Annotated in this window: 20 protein-coding genes; 10 read left to right on the top strand and 10 right to left on the bottom strand. The window is 51.7% G+C overall.

Annotation, left to right across the window (positions count from 1 at the left end; translation table 11 throughout):
* Positions 1-15 precede the first annotated feature (15 nt).
* A complete protein-coding gene (locus tag ACXADJ_RS05350) occupies positions 16-939 on the bottom strand; it encodes a phytanoyl-CoA dioxygenase family protein (RefSeq protein ID WP_475063882.1) in 924 nt (307 codons plus the stop codon).
* Between the two features lie 104 nt (positions 940-1,043).
* Here ACXADJ_RS05350 and ACXADJ_RS05345 point away from each other — a divergent pair, with 104 nt between their 5' ends.
* The gene (locus ACXADJ_RS05345) at positions 1,044-1,256 is read left to right on the top strand and encodes a hypothetical protein (RefSeq protein WP_028293906.1); all 213 of its coding nucleotides are present in this window, start codon (positions 1,044-1,046) and stop codon (positions 1,254-1,256) included.
* 373 nt (positions 1,257-1,629) lie between these two features.
* On the opposite strand, the gene ACXADJ_RS05340 is transcribed toward ACXADJ_RS05345, so the two are convergent.
* The 6 genes from ACXADJ_RS05340 to ACXADJ_RS05315 form a co-directional block, all read right to left on the bottom strand.
* The gene (locus tag ACXADJ_RS05340; RefSeq protein WP_245582669.1) at positions 1,630-2,127 is read right to left on the bottom strand and encodes a TIGR00645 family protein; all 498 of its coding nucleotides are present in this window, start codon (positions 2,125-2,127) and stop codon (positions 1,630-1,632) included.
* An 18-nt stretch (positions 2,128-2,145) separates the two neighbouring features.
* Positions 2,146-2,535, bottom strand: a complete 390-nt coding sequence (locus ACXADJ_RS05335) for an MAPEG family protein (protein ID WP_475063881.1) — start codon at positions 2,533-2,535, stop codon at positions 2,146-2,148.
* Positions 2,536-2,824: 289 nt separating this feature from the next.
* A complete protein-coding gene (locus tag ACXADJ_RS05330; protein WP_028293908.1) occupies positions 2,825-4,213 on the bottom strand; it encodes a TRAP transporter large permease in 1,389 nt (462 codons plus the stop codon).
* On the bottom strand, positions 4,213-4,770 hold the full coding sequence (locus ACXADJ_RS05325; protein WP_475063880.1) for a TRAP transporter small permease: 558 nt from the start codon (positions 4,768-4,770) through the stop codon (positions 4,213-4,215). The genes ACXADJ_RS05330 and ACXADJ_RS05325 overlap by 1 nt, the downstream gene beginning before the upstream one ends.
* A gap of 668 nt (positions 4,771-5,438) precedes the next feature.
* The gene (locus ACXADJ_RS05320; protein ID WP_475063879.1) at positions 5,439-6,794 is read right to left on the bottom strand and encodes a sigma-54-dependent transcriptional regulator; all 1,356 of its coding nucleotides are present in this window, start codon (positions 6,792-6,794) and stop codon (positions 5,439-5,441) included.
* Positions 6,795-6,798: 4 nt separating this feature from the next.
* Entirely contained in the window at positions 6,799-8,655 is a 1,857-nt protein-coding gene (locus ACXADJ_RS05315) for a sensor histidine kinase (RefSeq protein ID WP_475063878.1), read from the bottom strand.
* A 405-nt stretch (positions 8,656-9,060) separates the two neighbouring features.
* On the opposite strand from ACXADJ_RS05315, the gene ACXADJ_RS05310 reads away from it, so the two are divergent.
* The 3 genes from ACXADJ_RS05310 (at position 9,061) to ACXADJ_RS05300 (ending at position 11,992) form a co-directional block, all read left to right on the top strand.
* Positions 9,061-10,044, top strand: coding sequence for a TRAP transporter substrate-binding protein (locus ACXADJ_RS05310; RefSeq protein ID WP_475063877.1), 984 nt, complete (start codon positions 9,061-9,063; stop codon positions 10,042-10,044).
* A gap of 170 nt (positions 10,045-10,214) precedes the next feature.
* Positions 10,215-11,138 (top strand): porin, encoded by a 924-nt coding sequence (locus tag ACXADJ_RS05305; RefSeq protein ID WP_475063876.1) that lies wholly within the window; start codon positions 10,215-10,217, stop codon positions 11,136-11,138.
* A gap of 260 nt (positions 11,139-11,398) precedes the next feature.
* Positions 11,399-11,992 (top strand): DUF2057 family protein, encoded by a 594-nt coding sequence (locus tag ACXADJ_RS05300; RefSeq protein WP_475063875.1) that lies wholly within the window; start codon positions 11,399-11,401, stop codon positions 11,990-11,992.
* 129 nt (positions 11,993-12,121) lie between these two features.
* Here the strand turns inward: ACXADJ_RS05300 and ACXADJ_RS05295 are convergent, their stop codons facing one another.
* On the bottom strand, positions 12,122-13,552 hold the full coding sequence (locus ACXADJ_RS05295; RefSeq protein WP_475063874.1) for a tRNA-queuosine alpha-mannosyltransferase domain-containing protein: 1,431 nt from the start codon (positions 13,550-13,552) through the stop codon (positions 12,122-12,124).
* A 22-nt stretch (positions 13,553-13,574) separates the two neighbouring features.
* On the bottom strand, positions 13,575-14,087 hold the full coding sequence (locus ACXADJ_RS05290; RefSeq protein ID WP_475063873.1) for a DUF4124 domain-containing protein: 513 nt from the start codon (positions 14,085-14,087) through the stop codon (positions 13,575-13,577).
* A gap of 251 nt (positions 14,088-14,338) precedes the next feature.
* Between ACXADJ_RS05290 and rimO the strand changes: the two genes are divergently transcribed.
* From rimO to ACXADJ_RS05265, 5 genes are all read left to right on the top strand, one after another.
* Complete coding sequence (rimO, locus tag ACXADJ_RS05285; RefSeq protein WP_475063872.1) at positions 14,339-15,748, top strand: 30S ribosomal protein S12 methylthiotransferase RimO; 1,410 nt, start codon at positions 14,339-14,341, stop codon at positions 15,746-15,748.
* Positions 15,749-15,978: 230 nt separating this feature from the next.
* Positions 15,979-16,476, top strand: a complete 498-nt coding sequence (locus ACXADJ_RS05280) for a rod shape-determining protein (RefSeq protein ID WP_475063871.1) — start codon at positions 15,979-15,981, stop codon at positions 16,474-16,476.
* On the top strand, positions 16,473-16,802 hold the full coding sequence (locus ACXADJ_RS05275) for a Fis family transcriptional regulator (RefSeq protein WP_475063870.1): 330 nt from the start codon (positions 16,473-16,475) through the stop codon (positions 16,800-16,802). The genes ACXADJ_RS05280 and ACXADJ_RS05275 overlap by 4 nt, the downstream gene beginning before the upstream one ends.
* 528 nt (positions 16,803-17,330) lie before the next feature.
* Complete coding sequence (locus tag ACXADJ_RS05270; RefSeq protein ID WP_475063867.1) at positions 17,331-19,331, top strand: AAA-like domain-containing protein; 2,001 nt, start codon at positions 17,331-17,333, stop codon at positions 19,329-19,331.
* Positions 19,332-19,395: 64 nt separating this feature from the next.
* Entirely contained in the window at positions 19,396-19,794 is a 399-nt protein-coding gene (locus tag ACXADJ_RS05265) for a ribosomal maturation YjgA family protein (RefSeq protein ID WP_475063865.1), read from the top strand.
* Between the two features lie 6 nt (positions 19,795-19,800).
* Here ACXADJ_RS05265 and ACXADJ_RS05260 read toward each other — a convergent pair whose 3' ends face one another.
* Positions 19,801-20,022: a TA system antitoxin ParD family protein gene (locus tag ACXADJ_RS05260; protein WP_475063861.1), complete on the bottom strand. Its 222-nt coding sequence runs from the start codon at positions 20,020-20,022 to the stop codon at positions 19,801-19,803.
* A gap of 153 nt (positions 20,023-20,175) precedes the next feature.
* Here ACXADJ_RS05260 and ACXADJ_RS05255 point away from each other — a divergent pair, with 153 nt between their 5' ends.
* Positions 20,176-20,919, top strand: coding sequence for a haloacid dehalogenase type II (locus ACXADJ_RS05255; RefSeq protein WP_475063859.1), 744 nt, complete (start codon positions 20,176-20,178; stop codon positions 20,917-20,919).
* The last annotated feature ends 98 nt before the right edge of the window (positions 20,920-21,017 follow it).

Raw genomic sequence — 21,017 nt, 5'->3', positions numbered from 1 at the left:
ATATACATAGACTGATTACTGGCCGTTGGAATCCAACGGCCGAACTTTCGGCAAACCAAAAGGCGATGGTCTGAAGCTGCCGTATACCGCCAACCGTTCCGTTCCCGGCTTGGCATAGCCCCGGTGGTGCCAGCCACGCACATCCGCCAGCACCAATGTGTTTTCTTTCACGACCAGCGGCCGAGGCACATCGCCATATTGGGCGTTTGCTTCCGCCGCCGTACAACGAAACGCACCACCCTTATTGTTTTCAGAAGCCCAAATAGACCGGGCTTTCTCCCAGCGCCAGCGCTGCTCGTTAAAACGCTGACTGCCCTTAAGGTAATGCAATGGACCACAATCCTCGCTGACGTCTGACAGGGCAAACCAGAACTTGATACAGGAATGGAAGGTATCCCGATGAATATCGCGTTGGTTATCCGGGCGACCACCGTCACTCCCCTGAATCAACCGATATAGCAGCAACCGTCGTGGCTCAAAGCGGCAGCCAGAAGCGTACTCCAGCAGTTGCCGGAAGCGCGGATTATCGGCCAGCCTGGACAACACGTCATCGCTGGGCAGGGTGTAAAAGCGATTGACCGTACTGCCATCACAGCGATCAAAGCCCCAGTTATAGATATGCGGTTTGCCAAAGCCAGCATCCCGATAACTCGGCGCAGGCCCTATTGCATCGGCTGCTTGCATGACAGATTCAGCATTGGCCTTCAGAGCCTTGTAATCTTCCGGCTCCAGAAACCCTTCCAGCGCCACAAAGCCATCGCGGCGAAACTGCTGCATCTCTTCCGTCAGCTTGCCACGAAACAACCACCAGCGCCGCGCGGCCAAAAACACATCCGACAAACGGATTCTTGCCAGATGCAAGCCACAACGATTGGCCCAGCGCGAACCAATGACGGGATCGGAAAAGCTCTTGCGGGCCGTAAATACTTGCCAAACCAAACGAAAATTCCTTGTTCAAACCAACCGTGCATCAAGCCACAGCATTGACCGTGCGAAATGTAACATTCAAACTTGGCCGTTGTTTACTCCGATGGTCAATTTGAATGTCACTGCAAGCCTATAAAGTCGAACATATCCTGGTTTTCTCCAGCAAAGGCACCGAAGCCAAACTGCTGGCAGCGCCCAAGTTGCGGCCCATGGAAGAGTGGCGAGAAGACGTTGCCGGTTGGGTTGCCCTTCGTGCAGAGCGTACCCCGGAACTGGACGAACTGGTGAACCCGGAAGCCACCGAGCCTTATATTCATCAGGGCAGCTGATCCTTCAGGGACAAAAAAACACAGCATAAAAAACCCCGCCGGGCGTTGGCCCCGCGGGGTTTTGTTTGACAAGCCCGAACCCATTACCGGGTTCAAACATGGGCACTTAAGGCCCCTCTGAACAACTCGGTGCCAGCTCTGGATGACAGGGGGAAGCTGAATCACGAAGCTGATTTGCAGGCCTGACGGGTCAAGTCAAAAATCAGCGACACAGAGTCAGCAATGCCCTGCCATCCCCGTAGGGCGCGGCCTGCAGCCCGCCAGAACGGTGTTAGCGAATTTGGAAAGGACTGGTCATTCCGCTGCATTCGCCGCCTTGTTCTGACAACCTGCAAAACTCGCGCAGAGCTGTGCAGAGTTATTCAGAGGGGCCTTAGTGCGCTTTACGAGTCGACTTGTCCAGCAAACCCATCGCCACGGCCGACACCACAAAGGTCAGGTGAATGATCACGTACCACATCAGCTTGTCGTTCGGTACGTTCTTGGCGTTCATAAACACCTTCAGCAGGTGAATCGACGAAATCGCCACAATCGACGCCGCGACTTTATTCTTCAGCGAACCAGTATCCAGTTTACCCAGCCAGTCCAGCTTCTCGGTGCCCTCGCCCAAATCAATACGGGATACAAAGTTTTCGTAGCCAGAAAACATCACCATTACGATCAAACCGCCCACCAGCGCCAGGTCGATCAACGACAGGATCACCAACACCATATCGGTTTCGGTAATTTCAACGATGTGGGGCAGCAAGTGCGCCACTTCGATAAAGAACTTGATACCCAGCGCCAGCAGCGCAAGGCTCAAACCAAGGTAGATTGGGGCCAGAATCCATCGAGCAGAATAAATCAGCTGCTCAACCAAACGTTCAATCATGGATGTAGATCTCTTCCTTCAGGATAAAAAACGAACCATAGAAACCGCCATAATGGCCAGTGCAGACACAACCAGCGACGCAAAGGTTAATGCCATCCCGGCAAAGCGGATTCTGAAATTTTCCTTCAACTGACTGATGCTAAACGCATGCAGAAAACGGCCGACCACCAGCATCAGGCACAAGATGCCCACCAGCCAGTCAGCAACCTGCATCTGCTCCAGGCCATACAGTAGCAACAGCGCCATCGGCACGTATTCGGTAAAGTTGCCCTGGGCTCGAATAGCTCGTTGCAGATCGACGTGCCCGCCATCGCCAATGGCCACCAGATGCCGTTTGCGCAGTTTTACCACCCGCAATGACAAATAGACCAGCACCAGCGCCAGAATTGCCGCAGCAAATACCGTCATACCCACTGTCCCCTGTGCATTGTCAGTCAAACTCAGACCGCGACGTTACCAGAGGGTTGCCATCGGCGCTATTGGTCCGACGAATTATTCACAGGCACAAAAAAGCCCGGCAATTGCCGGGCGAAGTCGCTGTTGCAAACCACAATCATGCACAGCCAACAGAGTGCTGACATCACATCAGCTGACTCACACGAGTCGGAGGACCTGGTTATACCCGGCCAATCAGGCCGGGCTTATAAAATAAAAACGGGCTACAGGCGTAGCCCAAGGGCTCTCGATTAATCGGTAATTACAAACCGTCCAGGTAGTTAGGCAGCCACAGGCTGATCTCTGGAATGAAGGTAATTGCAATCAGACACACCAGCATCAGCAGCAGCCATGGCGCACACGCCTTGATGGCCCAACCAATGGACTTACCGGTAATACCCGCGGTCACAAAGAGGTTAAGACCGACCGGCGGCGTCAACATACCCAGTTCCATGTTCACAACCATGATGATACCCAGGTGAATCGGGTCGATGCCCAGCTGCAATGCGATTGGCAGCAGGATCGGCGCCATGATCAGCAGGATCGCAGATGGCTCCATGAAGTTACCGGCCAGCAGCAGCAGGATGTTCATCACGATCAGGAAGCCCCACACCGGCAGGCCCCATTCAGTGATGGTCGCAGCCAGGTGGTGCGGAATCTGCTCGGAAGTCAGTACGTGAGCGAACAGCATGGCGTTGGCGATGATGAACAGCAGCGTGATGGAAACACGGGCAGAATCCTTAACGATTTTGGCAACTTCCGGGTTCCAGGCAGACTTCACGATACCTACTGGCAGCAGCAGAATGTTACGTACCAGCATGGCGATGACGTTTTCGCCTTCTTTACGCCATGGCTGATCCTTCAGAGGACCCACATCACGGTAGCCCCAAACAGCCACCAGGAAGCCATATACCGCAGCAACCGCAGCCGCTTCCGTTGGAGAAGCAACACCCGCGTAAATAGTACCCAGTACCAGAACGATCAGCATCAGACCGCCGGAAGCGCTCCAGCCAGATTTCAGGATGTTACCGAAGCCAGCAAACTCACCTGCAGGCAGGTTCTTGCGACGTGCTACGATGTAAATCGTGATCATCAGCACCAGGCCGATCAGAATGCCCGGTACGAAACCGGCCATGAACATACGGGAAGCAGATACTTCAGTCGCAGCAGAGTAAACCAGCATCACGATGGACGGTGGAATAAGAATACCCAGGGTACCCGCGGTAGAAATGGCACCCGCGGCGAACGACATTGGGTAGCCCGCACGAACCATACCGGCCAGTACGATGGAACCAACCGCCGCCACAGTGGCAGGAGAAGAACCGGATACCGCAGCGAACAGCATACAAGCCAATACAGAAGCCATTGCCAGGCCACCACGAACGTGGCCAATAGCAGCAGTAGCAAAATCAATCAGACGACGCGCCACACCACCGGAAGACAGGAAGGAGGACGACAAAATAAAGAACGGAATCGCCAGCAGCGTGTAGTGCTCGGATACCGCTTCAAACAACTTCAGGGAAACAGACGCCATTGAGTCGTTGGTGAACAACATAATGGCCGTCATGGAAGAGAAGCCCAGCGCTACCGCGATCGGCAGGCCCAGCGCCATACATACAAACAGCAATAAAAACAGAGTTGCAGCAGCCATTACGCTTTCTCCCCTTTCACTTCTTCTTTTTCTTCTTCTACGTCATCGAGGTTTTCATCGTGCAGTTCGGATTCCTTATGCTCATGGAAACCCTTGGCTTCCAATTTCCACACAGCAACCGCCAATTGCAGCAAACGAATGGTCAGCAAACCAAAACCTACCAGCAGGCCGGAAACCACGGTCCATTTCGGAATCGCAATATCTTCCAGCTCAATGCCAATCATGTGCAGTTTGGAGACGTATACCCAGGAGCTCTTGAGGAACATGCCGCAGTAAACCAGACCGATAGCAATAGCAAACAGCAGAACCCACTTGCGAACCTGAGGAGCAAGGCGGTCGGTCAAGGCATCAACGCAGATATGAGCGCGTTCGCGCACCAGCCAGGCAGAACCCAACAGGGTCATCCAGGCGGAAGTCAGCAGGGTGGCTTCTTGCACCCAGTGGATGCCAGTATTGAAACCGAAGCGAGCAACCACCTCGATAAATACCAGCAAGGTAATGGTGACCAGCAGCAAGCCGATCAGGATATCTTCCAGACGATTGATCATTCTCATCATCTGCTCTCCTTTTATTGTTGTTAGGCCTTGAGGGCCGCTTGGAATAGATCGAACAAGCATCTAGCACTAGCCGTGCCAATTTCTGAAATTCCCAAAAACCGAAGCAAATCAACAGAAAACCGCCGCTCAAGCTGTCTTTCAGTGAGAATAATGATCGCTTCGTTAGGTATAGACGCTGCTGCGCCAATGTGAAATGTCAAAAACGGGGGGTATTCCCCCCGCTCTATTTCAAAAGGCGTGGAAAACCACCATCAGAACGCCAAACAGCCACCATCAGGCAATACCCGGCTCAAACAACGATAAACAACCGCGAAAACAACAGAATCGCCAAAAACAGGAAAACCCGACACATCAGCGCAAAACCATGGGTGTAAATCCACCCAATTTGGATAAACGTAGAAACGGAAGTGTTTCCGGCGAGGAGTCGGATGTCGGATGTCGGATGTCGGATGTCGGATGTCGGATGTCGGATGTCGGATGTCGGATGTCGGATGTCGGATGTCGGATGTCGGATGTCGGATGTCGGATGTCGGATGTCGGCAGACATTGTGGGAGAGAGCTTGCTCTCGATTACCCTATCGGGAATAAATTCCCTCCTACAACACGACGCACGTGGGGCCGGAGCAACCCTGACTAAGCCTGTAAGCCAGGATCAGCCCAAAACACAATTATTCCTCGCCGCCTTCCTTGAAGGCTTGCTTGTCGAGGTCATACTTCTTCATTTTCTCGTACAGGGTTTTGCGCCCCAGCCCCAATTCTTCCTGAGCGTTCTTCAAACGGCCCTTATGCCTTGCCAGTACTTCACGCAGAATCATTTCTTCGTAGCGGCTGACCTGCTCAGCCAAGGTAATCACATTGGTCGCGGTGCCGGTTTTCAGCAAGCTGTCGAACGCTCGCTCGCCGCCCAGTAACACAAAGCACTCTGCCAGATTACGCAATTCACGCACATTGCCCGGCCAGTCATGGGCCAGAAGCTGCTGGCGTTGAGCCGCAGTCAACGCCTGAACTTCACTGCCATAGCGGTTGGCAGCCGCCCAGACAAAATGCTCGAACAGCACAGGAACGTCTTCCCGACGGTCTTTCAACGCCGGGATATGCACCTGAACCACATTCAGGCGGTAGTACAAATCGAGTCGGAATTCACCCTTGTCGCTCAGTTCTTTCAGGTCTACCTTGGTGGCCGCAACCACACGGATATCCAGTGGAATCTGTTGATTACCGCCCAGAGGCTCGACCTTGCGCTCTTCCAGCACCCGCAGCATCTTGATCTGCAACACCATGGGCATGGACTCAATTTCATCCAGGAACAAGGTGCCGCCATTGGCGTGTTGAAACTTACCCACCCGCTTTTTACCAGCACCGGTAAAAGCACCGGCCTCGTGGCCAAACAGCTCACTTTCAATCAGGTTTTCGGGAATCGCACCGCAGTTAATCGCCACAAAGGCGCGGTCACTGCGCTTGCTGTGAGAATGCAGATAACGGGCGACCAGCTCTTTACCACAACCGGTATCACCGTGAATCAGCACATCCGCTGGCGTATCTTTAATGTGGTTAAGGGTATCGCGCAGCTTTTTCATGTCGGCGTGGTTACCGATGATCCGCGGCCCTGGCCGCGACTGCACTTCTACTTCTTCCCGCAGCTTGCGGTTTTCCAGCGTCAGCAGTCGCTTCTCGTGGGCGCGCTGCACGGTCTCCAGCAACACCTCGGATGAAAACGGCTTTTCAAGAAAGTCATACGCGCCAGCGCGCATGGCCTCTACTGCAATCGACACATCGCCATGGCCCGTCAGCATAATCACCGGCAAATCGGCATCAATACTACGAATCTCACGCATCAGCTCCATGCCATCCATTACCGGCATATTAATGTCGGTAATCACCACCCCTTGCCAGTCGGCACGAATGGAATCCAGCGCCTCGCGACCGTTAGCGGCGGCAATGACATCAAACCCTTCAATCACCAAAGTCTGGCTCAGCGCCTTACGTACGCTCTCTTCATCATCTACCACCAGAACTTCAATCATGCCTTTACCTCATGTACTTGCGCAGTCGCACAACAAAGCGGGTTCCCCCCTGCGCTGCTGCTTCTGCTGTCAATGTGCCGGACAGGGTTTCAATAATACGGCGTGACAATGCCAACCCTATCCCCAGCCCTTTGGATTTGGTTGTAAAAAAGGGCTCAAAAATCCTGCTTCTTAAATCTTCAGCAATCCCCGGGCCATTATCTTCCACTTCAATTCGCAAGCCATTGAGGTCGTGTTGCACACGCACCTCGACCCGCGGGCTTGCCATACCTTGCATGGCTTCCGAAGCATTGGTAATCAGATTAATCAGCACTTGCTGAACCTGTACAGGCTCACACATGACCTCTGCCGAAAAATGGGTGGAATCGACCACAAGTTCAACACCCGCCTTTTTCAACAATGGCCCCATGATGCCAACCGAGGCCTGCACGATCTCGCCAACCTCAACCGCACGCGGCTCCGGCGGCGACTTACGGGCAAAGACCTTCAAGCGGGAAATAATGGAATGCATGGAGCCGGTGATTTGCAAAATCTCGTCAAGATTGTCGCTGACCATCTCGTTGTAGCCACGCTCCATCAGCTTTTTGCTGTTCTCTGCGTAGGTTTGCAAAGCCAACAGCGGCTGATTCAGCTCATGGTTAATGCCAGCCGACAGCTCGCCAAGCACCGCCAACTTGGCAGTTTGAACCAGCTGATCCTGGGTGGCTTCCAACTCACTTTGGGTTCGCTGATAGTGTTCAACCAGCCGCTGAAGTTCGGTATTGGAACTGGTCAGTTCCGAAGTCAGATTGGCAACCCGGCGTTCCAACTCATGATTAACCGACGACACATGACGCTGCATCTCACCTCGCTTGCGCCAGTAGAGCCACAGCAAGACGATGACGCCATATATAAGAGAGTAGTAAACACAGAACTCCAGCGTACGACGCAGCAGCTCCACTCTGGGCATCACTGCAAATACATGCCAACCGGCTTCGCGCACCAGAGTACGACCAACCAGATAGCGCTGCAGAATGCCATTGGCATCCAGGTTGATGTAATCATCCGAGAACAGGTTGCCGTCCTCGGAAGCCGGAATGGCCAAAGGTAATAGACGCGCATCGCCATAGCGTTGTGACTTGCGGATGCCGTCGCGCTGAGGGCCAGGCACCACACCTAACGTGCGGTATTCCCAATCGCGGTCCGAAGCCCCGAATACCACCGAGTCGTATCCCACCAGCAAAAAGCCGTGCTGCTGAAACTTCAAATGCTCCAGCACGGGCTCCAGCAAAATCTTCACCACGGCAACGCCAATCACCTCTTCACCGACAATCACCGGTGCCGAGTAATAGTAACCGCGACCGCGCGTCACCAGCCCTACCGCATAATAGGTAGCGCTTTCGCCCAATCGAGCCTGCTGAAAATAGGGCCTGAAACTGAAGTCATAGCCTTGAAAGCTGTTCACATCGGCGTAGTTACTGGTGCCAATCACAACACCTACGTGGTTCAGCACAAAGATTTTGTCGCTGCCGAGGCTGCGATTGGTTTGCTCCAGAAAGCGGTTAAGCGTCTCCAGACCTTGCGGGTGCGGATTGGCCAGTACGGTTTTCACCGTGCGTAAGCCCGCCACTCGGGAGGCGATATCTTCAAAAGAATCCAGCGCCGCGTGTAACTGCGATGCGGTTTGCTCCGCCTCCAGTTGCAATTCGACCAGCGCTTCCTGTTCTTTCAGCGACCACACCGTCGCCACCACGGCGAGCACACCCGCAATCCAGATAAATACCAGCACAATCACCATCAGGGAGGATGATTCCGTGGTAAAGCGGGACTCTTTGGGCACCGGCCCTTGCATTTCGACGCTCATGGGTGGAAAGCCACCCATTCAATAAAACTCATGCTTCAACCTCTGCCCAATTCAACACTGCCCGCCCATATTCCAGTGTGGTTCAAAAACCACAAACCACCGCAAAAGCCGAACTCAGGTACTTCCTGCCCACAATGATTGATTTACGAACCGGGTCACAAAAGACACGCCTTTTAACCATATACAAACAGGCAAAAAAAACACCATAGTCTTAACTAGGGCCTATGGTTACTGGCCTCAGGGCTGGATTCCTGCCGTCCGAATGTCTGCACCCAATCTCATCACATTGGCTCGCTGGTTATTCAAAAAACAACGGCGCGATTCAATTCTGGCACAGTACCTGCTAAACCAGTTACAGCTCAAGGGAGATTGCTCCTGCGCTCCCAACGGCGTAACAAACAAATATAAGAGCGAGACAAAAATATGAAAGCCTTAGTCGCATCTGTACTGGCGTGCGCCAGTCTTCTGTCCTTTAACCAGGCAGCTGCCGCCCCAATCGAAATCAAGTTTTCCCACGTTGTGGCTGAAAACACTCCGAAAGGCCAGATGGCTCTGAAGTTCAAAGAGCTCGCCGAAGCTGCTTTGCCAGGCGAAGTTGAAGTAAAGGTTTACCCTAACTCCCAGCTGTTCACCGACTCCACCGTACTGCAAGCCATGCAGCTGGGTGACGTTGAAATGGCTGCCCCGTCCCTGTCCAAGTTCCAGAAATACACCAAAAAACTGCAACTGTTCGATCTGCCATTCCTGTTTGAAGACATGGAAGCGGTTGACCGTTTCCAGAACAGCCCTGAAGGCCAGAAACTGCTGAAGTCCATGGAAAGCAAACTGCTGGTTGGTCTGGGCTACCTGCACAACGGCATGAAGCAGCTGACTGCCAACGACCCAATCATGACGCCAGCGGATATCTCCGGTAAGAAATACCGCATCATGACTTCCGACGTTCTGCAGGCTCAGTTCGAAGCTGTTCAGGCTATCCCACTGAAAAAGCCGTTCTCTGAAGTATTCACCCTGCTGCAAACCAAAGCGATTGATGGTCAGGAAAACACCTGGTCCAACATCTACTCCAAGAAGTTCTTTGAAGTTCAGGACTACGCCACTGAAACCAACCACGGTCTGCTGGACTACATGGTCGTGACTTCTTCTGAATTCTGGTACGGCCTGGAAGACGACGTTCGCGCCAAGCTGCAAAAAGCCATGGACGACGCTATCGCTCACGGTAACGCCATCGCTGCCCAGAAGAGCGAAGAAGACAAGCAGAAGATCATTGATTCTGGCAAGACTGAAGTTTCCAGCATCACTGCCGAACAGCGCGAGCAATGGGTAAACGCCATGAAGCCAGTTTGGAAGATGTTTGAAGACGAAATCGGCGCCGACCTGATCGAAGCCGCTCTGAAATCCAACAAATAAGTAAAAATCGGATTAATTACAGACACTGTCATAAAACCGCAACAAATGTGTCATGTAATAAATCGGAAACATGGTTGTAACAATTTCAACCCGTGCGCGAACACGCTCGCGGGTTGAAAAACCGCAGTTGGCTTCAAGCCGAACATAAAAAAGAGAAAGAGAGCATTACAATGAAAATGACCAAGATTGCCGCCGCCATCTCCTTTTCACTGGTAGCTGGCACCGCAATGGCAGCAGAACCGTCTGTAGACGTATACGGCTCCCTGCGTCTGGCCCTGACCAACGATGATTCCGTTGGCGCGACCAGCTCCGAGAACAAGTTCTCTCGTTTTGGCGTTAAAAGCAGTGTAGATCTGGGTAACGGCCTGACCGGTCTGGCTCGTTTTGAATACGGCCTGACTCCAGAGCAGAAAGCTGCTGCTGGTACTCGTCTGGCGTTCATCGGTATTAAAGGTGACTTCGGCACTGTGACTCACGGTTCCCAGGGCTCTATCTACCAGAAGTACGTTCGTGGTCCTTACTTCTCCAACGCCAGCGACAGCCTACGTCCTTTCACTTCTCGTCAGGACGGCATCACTCAGTACGCCACCAAAGGTGATAACTACACCTTCATGGCTGCCGTTCAAACTGAAGGCAAAGATGGCGCTGACGTCGACTCCTACTCCGTTGGTGGTGATTTCAACGCTGGTGACCTGAAAATCCAGGCCGCAGCTGTATTCGACAACGAAGGCGAAGATAAAGGCACTCTGTTTGGTGCTCGCGCCTGGTACTCCATTGACGCAGTTAAACTGTCTGCTTTCGTAGACCTGGCGTCTGAAGACTTCAACACCAAGACCAGCAACATCTGCGGTGGTGAGTCCACCACAATCGTTGGTGCATACGCTTCCTACAAGACTGGCGCCCACCAGTTCCACGGCCGTGTAGCATCCAATGACTGTGACGACTCCGGTGATCTGCAGTCCGTTAAAGGCGAATACGTAAACTACCTGAGCAAGAACATGCGCGTATGGGCTTCTGTTGAATCCCTCGACACTGTTCGTGACCAAGGCGAAGCCAAGCTGATCTCCGAGCTGGGCGTACGTTACGACTTCTAAGGTCGACCCCGTTTGCTGTTTTGTTTTCTCCGTTCAAAACAGCAACACCTGCCGGTTTATGCCCCAAGCATAAGCCGCCAAACAAGCCCGCGTTTGCGGGCTTGTTTGTATTTAACGGTTCAATTATGAAGAACGCATTACGATTTTATGAAACTGCAACGGTGGTTCCCAATCCGCCATCATGCAGCCTGTGGTCTTCTTCGATATGCTTTGTGCTTCCTGTCTGACACATCGTTGTCGGATCAACTTCTGGAGTCATCATGCGCACCTACATTCTTTCCTTCTTCACCTTGCTGACCACCGCCCTGCTTGCTGGCTGTGGTGCCATTGCGCCACTGAATAGCACCGACGTAGGCTCTGGCAGCGTCAGCGTGACCGTGCCATCAACACTGGTCGTGGTCTCAGTAAACGGCAAATCCGTAGATTCACCCAACCTGTATGAAGGCAACTACACCCTGCACATGGCCGAAGGCAGTCAGCGCATCATTGTTCGATACGAAGCCAACTGGAATAGCCAGGGTGAATCCGGCTTTATTATTGAATGGCCACCCGTTGCCATCGACTACGATTTCAAAAGCAATGGAACCTACAGCCTCAACCATCCGGTTGTGAATGATCAGGAAACCGCTCAGGCACTGAGTGCATCTTCACCCATTTGGCTGCAGGCAGGCGCGGAGAAAGTAGCAGGCAAGGCGGTGGTCGAAAAACACGAAGCCATCAGCTACGTCATCAGCAGTGAAGCCCCTGAGCAGGTAACCCGACTCGATCAACTGAAAGATTTGTGGGAAAGCAGCAACGCCAAAGATCAGGCTGACTTCTTGCAATGGGTTAAAACAAACACATCCGGACAGTAATAGCCAAAAGACAGCTTCTGGCGGGATCAGACAACTTACATCTGAGCCCGCCTATCAAATCACCTAGCCATTAAGCCGTACGTCCATCAAGCCGCTCACCCGGCCAAATTTCCTGGCCCTCGCAAACCTCTAGACCAACTGCATCCACTGCTGCCACTGGGATTTGGCATCGCTCAGCTCACCAGAACCGCCATACACCACGCTGCTGCTTTGCTGTACCACAGGCTCAGGCGCTGGCATTTTACTGCTGGCTTCCGCCATCAAGCTGATGACATTTGCCGTTTTGTTATCACTGCTGCCGTACTCCGGCACCAATGAATCAGACGACAAACTGCCTGATTGTTCTTTCAGCATCTGCTCCAGCAAGTCTGCCCCCGGATTAATCGAGTGGCTTTCTGCCGCGTGAATATCCGGCCCTATCTCTTCTTCAGGAATCTCCGGCTCCGGCGTTTCCCTATGCAGCCAGCGGGCAATATCGGTTGCCAGCCAGTGCTGCCACTGGGTTTTAATGCCCACGTCCGGGGTTTGCGGGCGGGTAATTTGTTGCCAAACCACATGCAGGCGATGGGCCAGCACCTCGGCGTCGACCGTGGGTGGATATCGACACACATCCGGGTACTGCTCGCGGTAACACAAATCATCCGGCACTAGCGGGAAGCACCCCATGGCTGAGGCCTCCAACATGGCGATGCCCTGAAACTCATGAATGGCGGTGCTCACCACCACATCGGCACGCTTGAGCCAAAGCCAATAATCCTGGCGGGACACTTTTCCATCCACCAGCACCTGACCGGCAAAGTGCTCACGAATGGCCAACAAGGCGGGCGGAGTTTTTTCCGGCCTTGCGCCCAACAGCGCCAACCGAAAATCCACACCCCGCTGCTTCAATGCCTTCAGCATCGCCAACAACCGTTCCGGGGCCTTGTCGTATTCCCAGCGGTGGTTCCAAAGGATCAGCGGCCCTGAGAAATCTTTCGTCGCCCGCCAGTCCTCCACCGCGGCATCGAGCTGATCTTCAAGATCAGGTTCTGGCATGGAAACCGGCACAGGCAACCAGCGCGACTTGTAGTCAATGTCTTCAACCACGCCCTCTGGCACGCAATCGGGCAGCTTTTTCAGCAGCGCCGAAACACCGTCCAGAAACGACTGGCGATTAAACTCCGAGTTAAACAGCACTTCATCCGCCGCCAGCGCGGCATACAACTGCACCATTTGCGGATCAATAGACGCATGCTGACCTTCCCCCACCGGGTAGGCGAACTGGTTTTCATGGAAGTAGCAAGAAACAGGAATACCCGCCAAGCCAGGCACCAGGCCCTTCAGCGTTGCCACATCCACCATACTGGTGGCCAACACATGATCCGGCGTCCACTCCGCCAGCAACTCATCCAGCTGCGACATCCACGACAACGGATTACCACGAATGCGCCAGCGAAAATACCGACCAGGCAATTCCAATACTCGCCAGTCGGCGTCCAGATGAGTGGTCAGCCAGTCGGCCCAGTAAGCATGGCTGTCGGAGCGATACGCCGACAGCAAAAGAATTCGGGGTTTGATCACGGCAACACCATGTAAATGTGACTCAAGGGTTTTGGGACAAGCCCGCCATCTCTGAAGTATAGCCTTTCAGCTCATTCGTGAGCTTTTCAATCCGCTGCTGATACGTCTGGCTTTCCTTGTCGATCTGCTGCTGAACCACAGCACGGCGGTTAGCCGCGTTGTTGCCGGCAATGCCCTGCAAGGTTTCCTTCATGGAGGCAATGCGGTTGTCGCGGTCGGCTTCCAGCGACTCGAGCTTTTGTTGGGTACGGTTGATATTGCGCTTCAACTCCAGCCGACGGTTGTTATCACGCATTGTCTGATAACTGGCATTGTCCGTACTGATTTCCCGATCGGCTTTGCCACTGCCTGCGGTCAGGCCAATTCCCTGTTTGTCAGATTTATAGCTGTGCTTCTTCTCGTTCTGATCCACCGGGCACGGCGACTGGGAAAACAACTTCCGTCCATTGGCATCCACGCATTCATAGTAGCTTCCCGCCAACGCATCCAACGACAGTAAACAGCCAACCACACACATCCAACTTGCTTTACGCATTACCCTGAATTTCATCCGTCACCCTGAATTTCATTCGTCCAACTTACTGAAACACTGCCTTGATACATGGCCTTGATACTTAGCTCTCACAACTGGCCTTCACACACAGCACTGGCCACCCGTCTGGATGATAATCACAGGGCGATGACTCACAAAGGCGCTTCGGGTAAAATCTTGCGCCTTTTATCCGGAACCGCAACCGTCCGGACAGCCAACACAGCACCCGGCCATGTACTGGGTAGAGAGAGATCATGACAGACCAAACCGAACTTCCGACATCCACCAACTCAGACACCGGCCAATCCAGCGGCAAGGTAGGCTTTGTTTCACTGGGTTGTCCAAAAGCGTTGGTCGATTCCGAACGCATCCTCACCCAGCTGCGCATGGACAAATACGACGTCGTAAACAGCTACAACGACGCCGACGTGGTCGTAGTAAACACCTGTGGTTTTATCGACGATGCCAAGCAAGAGTCACTGGAAGCCATCCGCGAAGCCATGGCCGAAAACGGCAAGGTGATCGTGACTGGCTGTATGGGCAAAGGTAAAGACGCCGAAACCATCCGCGAACAGAACCCGAACATTCTGGCGATCACCGGCCCACAAGCCTACGAAGAAGTGATGACCGCCGTGCACGAATGGGTGCCGCCGGTAAAACAGCAACACGATCCGTTCACCGATCTGGTTCCGGCTCAGGGCGTGAAACTGACCCCGCGTCACTACTCCTACCTGAAGATTTCCGAAGGCTGTAACCACAGCTGCACCTTCTGCATCATCCCGGCGATGCGCGGCAAGCACGTCTCACGCCCGGTAGGCGACGTACTGACCGAAGCCAAACGCCTGGTAGAGGCTGGCACCCGCGAGATTCTGGTGATCTCCCAGGACACCTCCGCCTACGGCGTCGACCGCAAATACCGCACCGATTTCTGGGACGGCAAGCCGGTAAAAACCAAGCTGTACGACCTGTGCAACGAACTGGGCAACATGGGTGCCTGGGTACGCCTGCACTACGTTTACCCGTACCCAAGCGTCGACGACGTACTCCCGTTGATGGCCGAAGGCAAAATTCTGCCGTACCTGGACATCCCGTTCCAGCACGCCAGCCCACGCATTCTGAAGCTGATGAAGCGCCCTGCCCACGCCGAGAATACGCTGGAGCGCATCAAGAAATGGCGTGAAGTGGTGCCGGAAATTGTTATCCGCTCCACCTTCGTAGTTGGCTTCCCGGGTGAAACCGAAGAAGACTTCCAGATCCTGCTCGACTGGCTGGAAGAAGCCGAACTCGACCGTGTTGGCTGCTTCAAGTACAGCCCGGTTGACGGCGCCAAAGCCAACGAACTGCCAGACCACGTGCCGGAAGACATCCAGCAAGAACGTTACGACCGCTTTATGCAAACCCAGCAAGCCATCAGCACCCGTAAACTGGCTCGCAAGGTTGGCAAGGTAATGCCTGTGATCATCGACGAAATCGACGACGAAGGCGCCATTGGCCGTACCTGGGGCGACGCACCAAACATCGACGGCATGGTGTACCTGAACGACTTCCACGAATGCGAACCGGGCGACATCATCGACGTGGAAATTGAGCACTCCGACGAATACGACCTGTGGGGTTCCCCGGTGATGCACGCCTCTCGTATGGACGATGCCGACGAAGAGTAATTCGCGTCACTAGGGCGAGTACCAACAACAGCGGGCCATAACAAGCCCGCTGTTTTTTTATACCCTGCGGACAGGCAATATTCGCCCAGCCTGAACAGCCAGATTTAAACCATCAGGTCCAGACCCAACCCAAAACCCAACCCAACCAAAACCCAACCCAAAACCCAACCCAAAACCCACCCCGGAACCACGCCCAGAACCAAACCCATACACAACAATGGACGTTGACCATGCTTCGAAAACTCAGACTCGCCTACTGCACACCGCTGTATATCCAGCTATGGGAAAACCGCATCAAGGCCACCAACTTCAAATCCGGCGAGGTGTTTGACGACCAACCATGGATCGCCATCCTGACCACCGAAAAGGGCCAGCGAATGATACAGGCGATCGGCTACGAAGCACCTGCCCTGGCCGCCGACAATATCCGAGTGGTCAACCCCTTGTCACACCCCAGGACCCTGATTGGTGACGTTGAAACAGCCATAAAACTGCTTCAGCACGCCGTTCAGCAAGTACGCAAATCGGCATCATTCTTCTCCAGCTCTGTAGCCGTCATCCATCCGATGGAAAAAACCGAAGGCGGCCTGACCGACGCTGAAATCCAGGCATTCCGTGAATTGGCACTATCCGCAGGCATCACCAAAGTACACATCCACCAGGGCACGGAACTCAACGCTTCCAGCTTCGACATAAACGTATTCAATAAAAACGTTAAAAAGCCATGAAAAAGACCGACAAGAACATCGACAACGCCATCATCAAAGCCCTTACCGACGTATGCGACATCGCCCAGATCGAATCCGAAGGCTTTAAATGGCTGACTCACACCGTGAACTACAGGCAATTCCCCCAATCTCTCATCGTAATCTGCGTGTACAACACCAAACTCGATCTGGCGCTGGCCGACACCGACAGCATTCGATTTTTGATTCAGGAAAAACTCGGTGCCATCAACATCACACTGAAAAACGCCGAACAACAGATTCGTTTTGATACCGAAGAAGCCTGCAAAGCCGAACATGGCGGCAAATGGGCTGAGCGGTTGCGTTAAGACTCAAGGATAAGGATCAAGGATTAAGACCAGCTGTCAGCTGAATCCCCCGCTTTATCATCCGTCCCGCAGACCACCAGATCGACACTCACAAGCCTGCAAAATCCGCCTTGTATGGCCCGCCCTGTGTAGCCCGCTTTAAAAGACCCATCTGAACAGATTCCTGGTTCCTCGCATTCGCAACCCTGTACTGAAAACAACGGGCCGCATTGGTCACAGTTCGCGAGGAGCGGAGCTGAGTTATTCAGAAGCCCCCCGCTATGTCAGCATAATTGTGCAGTGTTATTTCAACCTACCCAAAACTGTATGTATAAACAGTACATCAAGGCAATACTAAAAACCCTGCTCATTTTACCTGAAACAGTTGCTCGTTTCGTCAGCAGCATGTAGCGTAAGTGGCTGAAATCAGGGCGGTTAGCAAAAAAGCGAACCTGCTTTGCGTGCCATCGGATAGGGAAAAACGCGCATGCTCAGGAATAAAACTGTTATAAGCCACTCGATCACTAAGAATTTATAAAGGATGATTTAATGTCTGTAAATGGAAAAACATACCCTGGAAAACACCCTCTACTTAAAGAAAATCATTTTTCAAGTGATGAAAAGTTTGCGATAGAAAGCTTATCAAAAGAATTCTACATAACAAACGGCGGTGAAAAAATAAAGCTGGGATACAACAGCGAGTATAAGTATTTAATAATAAGCCCCACTGAAATATACAAGGATATGTTTAACCTTGACCGAGAGATCATCGTTGTATTCAGTCCATATGAAGCAGTACAAGCAAGAACACTGGACGTTTTTGAATATGTAGCAAAAAAACACTCTACATTAAGAATTGAAAAAATTTGCAACGTACTTGTTAGCGCTGACAAAAACATAGAAACATCAATAAATGAACTTGTCAAAAACGAACCTGAGTCACAAGTCATAATTCCTTTTTCATATGAAGAGCTGAGCAAAGTAAGGGATTCATTTTTCTTCAGAAATAGATTTAGGAAATATTTTTATACAAGAGACCTTTTTGCATTTGAGGCTCCACTTAAGAAAGATATCTATTTCTTCGGCAGGACAGATCTAATACAAGAGATTATTAACAGACTTAAAAGCGGCGAAAACTCAGGTGTATTCGGCCTTAGAAAAACAGGAAAAACGTCATTGATAAATGGCATAGAACGACACTTAGCCAAAGAAGGGATACAAACAGCAATTATTGATTGTCAAGATACATCATTTAACCAAAGGCGTTGGAATGAAGCCCTCCATTACCTTTGTGAGAAGGTCAAAGGGGCCCTAAATTCGTCATGTGATATTCATGATGAGAAGGAGTACACTGATAAGAACGCTTCGGCATTGACTGAAAGTTTTCTAAAAAAATGCAGATCAGAGACTGACGGCCCTTTATTTATTATATTTGATGAAATCGAGAATATTTCAAGAGACACCGCACCTGCCGAACACTGGTGCAGCGGAAAGGATTTCGCTTTATTTTGGCAGTCTCTAAGATCAATCTTTCAAAGAAACTCAAATTTAATTTCTTACCTTATAGTTGGAACAAATCCAACGTGCATAGAGACTCCGAAGGTTGATAACGTAGACAACCCTATATTCAATCATTTCAATCCTATCTATATCCCAGGCTTTGACGTCAGAGAGACGAGAGAAATGACTCGGAAGCTTGGCAAAAGAATGGGTATCAAGTTTGACGAGTCATTGTACGCAAAACTCACAGAGGATTTTGGCGGCCATCCTTTTTTAATGAGGCATGTTTGCAGCCTCATTGCAAAGGAAGTTGCAGAAATAGAACGTCCAGTAGATGTTGGAAGAAGAACGTATAAACAGGGGCGGGATAAGTTTATAAGCGATCATTCAAGCTATCTGGAAATGATTATGAGCGTCCTTAGGGATTCTTACCCCGATGAATTTGACATGCTGTCTATGCTGGCAAATGACGACATAGCCACATTTGAAGAGTTTGCAGAGCTTCACCCATCATACACATCGCATCTAATTGGTTATGGAATAATAAAAAGAGACAGAGATACTTATGATTTCAACATCGATTCAGTAAAGGACTATATTCTTAAGCAATCCAAATTCAAAAAAATAGGCTTATCACAAGATGAAATGTGGGCAGAAATATCCCAGAGGAGGAACGCGGTAGAGATAAAACTAAGAAAACTTGTTAAAATACTTCTCAAAGCTAACTTGGGCGCCTCTCAGGCTAAAGAGGCAATTTTGAATATCTTTGGCGGCACAAGAAAATCCGAGTTATCGAAGCTTGCGTATGATGAGCTATTCAACGCATCAAAAAGTGAAATATATTTCTCTGACTTGTCTAAAATAGTTTCAAAACACTGGCCGGCATTCTCCAACACCTTTGATAAGACCAGGCAGGACACTTTCAAACAGCTTGATTTTATTAATGCTTCAAGGAATGATGCACATGCAAAAGAAATAACTAAAGAACAATTTTCCTATTTTAGAATTTGCATGGATTCTATAGAGAGCGATTTAGAAGAAGCTATATAAGTACGACTCATAACAAAAAAGCAGTCGGACGCTACGCGCCGCTGCTTTTGACGTTCATAATCCAATGTCAAAACAAATCCTGACCTACTCCGCCGCCTGCCTGATCACCATCACCCTTGGGCTATCTACCCGCTCGCCTGCGCTGGATTTGCCCCGGTTTTTCCATGTCTACGTGGGTGATTTTCTGTGGGCGACGATGGTCTATTTTGGCTTCTGCCTGATTACTCCGATGTGGGCGTTCCGCACGCAAATCATGGCTGCGCTGCTATTTTCCTACGCCATTGAGTTTTCCCAGTTTTACCATGCCGACTGGATCGACAGCATTCGTGCCACCACTATCGGCGGTTTGGTGCTGGGGTTTGGCTTTCGCATCAGCGATCTGCTGGCCTATACACTGGGAATCGGGGTGGGCGCGCTGATTAATCGTTATGTGTTTTTAAGATTATTGCGGATCAAAAGGTAAGCCGGTCTAGCCAAAGTCATAAGACTCAAGCGTGGCCGCCTCTTTTTCCGCCCGAGCAATTATCGCCTGCTTTACAAACTCGTAAGGCAAATCCGGATTATCTTCCATCATTTCGCCAATTTTGGCCCAATGCTCAATCTGTTTTGGTGCCGAACGATTAAGCGCCTTTCCCATAATGGTCGCTTTTTCAATCAACGCCTGATCCAGTCTGACACTGACTTTTGCCATGGTATTTTGCCTGCGTACATCAAAGTGAATAAACGGTAGCAATGCGCCACAATTGCAACAACCCCAAACAGGTCACACACTCCCAGAACCAACCTAAAATAAAAATTGTCTGTCATAGCGAATCAGTAAAACCTGAATAATCAGGAGGTTTGTATGCCCCATCAATCACACACCGTGCTGGCGTTTGATGTCTACGGCACTCTCATTGACACCCGTGGTGTCGCCAGTTTGCTTGCTCATGCCATTGGCGATCAGGCCCCCGCCTTTGCCGATGCCTGGCGTCAGAAGCAGCTTGAATACAGTTTTCGCCGCGGGCTGATGCAGCTTTACGTGCCGTTTTCGGTCGTCACCGAACAGGCGCTGGATTACTGCCTGCAACAGTTCAGGCTGAACATTCCTGCCGACACCCGCGACGCCTGGCTAGCGGCTTACAGCACTCTGCCCGCCTTTGAAGACGCCTTGCCAGCGTTGCGCCGCCTGAGTGATTCCGACGCCCGCTTGTTTGCCTTTTCCAACGGTCAGAAGCCTGACGTTGCTGCGCTACTGAAGCAAGCCAACCTGCTGGATTATTTTGAGGGGGTGGTCAGCGTTGATGACTTACGCTCGTTCAAACCCAACCCCGGCGTGTACGCGCACTTTATGCGTGAATCCGGCAGCCATGCACACCAAAGCTGGCTGATATCCGGTAATCCGTTTGATGTGATTGGTGCCAAATCGGCAGGCATGCGGGCTGCTTGGGTTAAACGCAACCCGGATGCCGTGTTCGACCCCTGGGGCATTGAGCCGGATTTGGTCATTAATAACCTGGATGAGCTGGCACAGAAAAACGCGCTTACCGTACAGGCCAAGCAGCTGGATGCGCCGCACCATCAATTGGAAGACAAGCGGCTGGTGTGACCCCGCTGGAGGCAGGGCACTTTTAATCGTGAATAAATTCACTCCTACAACTGCTGTACTCATGATTGTTTGGGCCCGTCTGGAATAAATCGTGAATA

Source organism: Oceanobacter sp. ABM4_470 (assembly GCF_056158645.1).
Note: the sequence above shows the minus strand (reverse complement) of the source record. Positions and strands in the feature narration are given on the sequence as shown.

Bases quoted from the DNA above. Each gene is read 5' to 3' on its own strand.
- ACXADJ_RS05305 (WP_475063876.1), top strand. From the start codon at position 10,215: ATGAAAATGACCAAGATTGCCGCCGCCATCTCCTTTTCACTGGTAGCT.
- ACXADJ_RS05300 (WP_475063875.1), top strand. From the start codon at position 11,399: ATGCGCACCTACATTCTTTCCTTCTTCACCTTGCTGACCACCGCCCTG.
- ACXADJ_RS05325 (WP_475063880.1), bottom strand. From the start codon at position 4,770: ATGATGAGAATGATCAATCGTCTGGAAGATATCCTGATCGGCTTGCTG.
- ACXADJ_RS05260 (WP_475063861.1), bottom strand. From the start codon at position 20,022: ATGGCAAAAGTCAGTGTCAGACTGGATCAGGCGTTGATTGAAAAAGCG.
- ACXADJ_RS05255 (WP_475063859.1), top strand. From the start codon at position 20,176: ATGCCCCATCAATCACACACCGTGCTGGCGTTTGATGTCTACGGCACT.
- ACXADJ_RS05310 (WP_475063877.1), top strand. From the start codon at position 9,061: ATGAAAGCCTTAGTCGCATCTGTACTGGCGTGCGCCAGTCTTCTGTCC.
- ACXADJ_RS05270 (WP_475063867.1), top strand. From the start codon at position 17,331: ATGTCTGTAAATGGAAAAACATACCCTGGAAAACACCCTCTACTTAAA.
- ACXADJ_RS05265 (WP_475063865.1), top strand. From the start codon at position 19,396: ATGTCAAAACAAATCCTGACCTACTCCGCCGCCTGCCTGATCACCATC.
- ACXADJ_RS05335 (WP_475063881.1), bottom strand. From the start codon at position 2,535: ATGACGGTATTTGCTGCGGCAATTCTGGCGCTGGTGCTGGTCTATTTG.
- ACXADJ_RS05340 (WP_245582669.1), bottom strand. From the start codon at position 2,127: ATGATTGAACGTTTGGTTGAGCAGCTGATTTATTCTGCTCGATGGATT.
- rimO (WP_475063872.1), top strand. From the start codon at position 14,339: ATGACAGACCAAACCGAACTTCCGACATCCACCAACTCAGACACCGGC.
- ACXADJ_RS05280 (WP_475063871.1), top strand. From the start codon at position 15,979: ATGCTTCGAAAACTCAGACTCGCCTACTGCACACCGCTGTATATCCAG.
- ACXADJ_RS05345 (WP_028293906.1), top strand. From the start codon at position 1,044: ATGTCACTGCAAGCCTATAAAGTCGAACATATCCTGGTTTTCTCCAGC.
- ACXADJ_RS05320 (WP_475063879.1), bottom strand. From the start codon at position 6,794: ATGATTGAAGTTCTGGTGGTAGATGATGAAGAGAGCGTACGTAAGGCG.
- ACXADJ_RS05290 (WP_475063873.1), bottom strand. From the start codon at position 14,087: ATGCGTAAAGCAAGTTGGATGTGTGTGGTTGGCTGTTTACTGTCGTTG.
- ACXADJ_RS05315 (WP_475063878.1), bottom strand. From the start codon at position 8,655: ATGGGTGGCTTTCCACCCATGAGCGTCGAAATGCAAGGGCCGGTGCCC.
- ACXADJ_RS05330 (WP_028293908.1), bottom strand. From the start codon at position 4,213: ATGGCTGCTGCAACTCTGTTTTTATTGCTGTTTGTATGTATGGCGCTG.
- ACXADJ_RS05275 (WP_475063870.1), top strand. From the start codon at position 16,473: ATGAAAAAGACCGACAAGAACATCGACAACGCCATCATCAAAGCCCTT.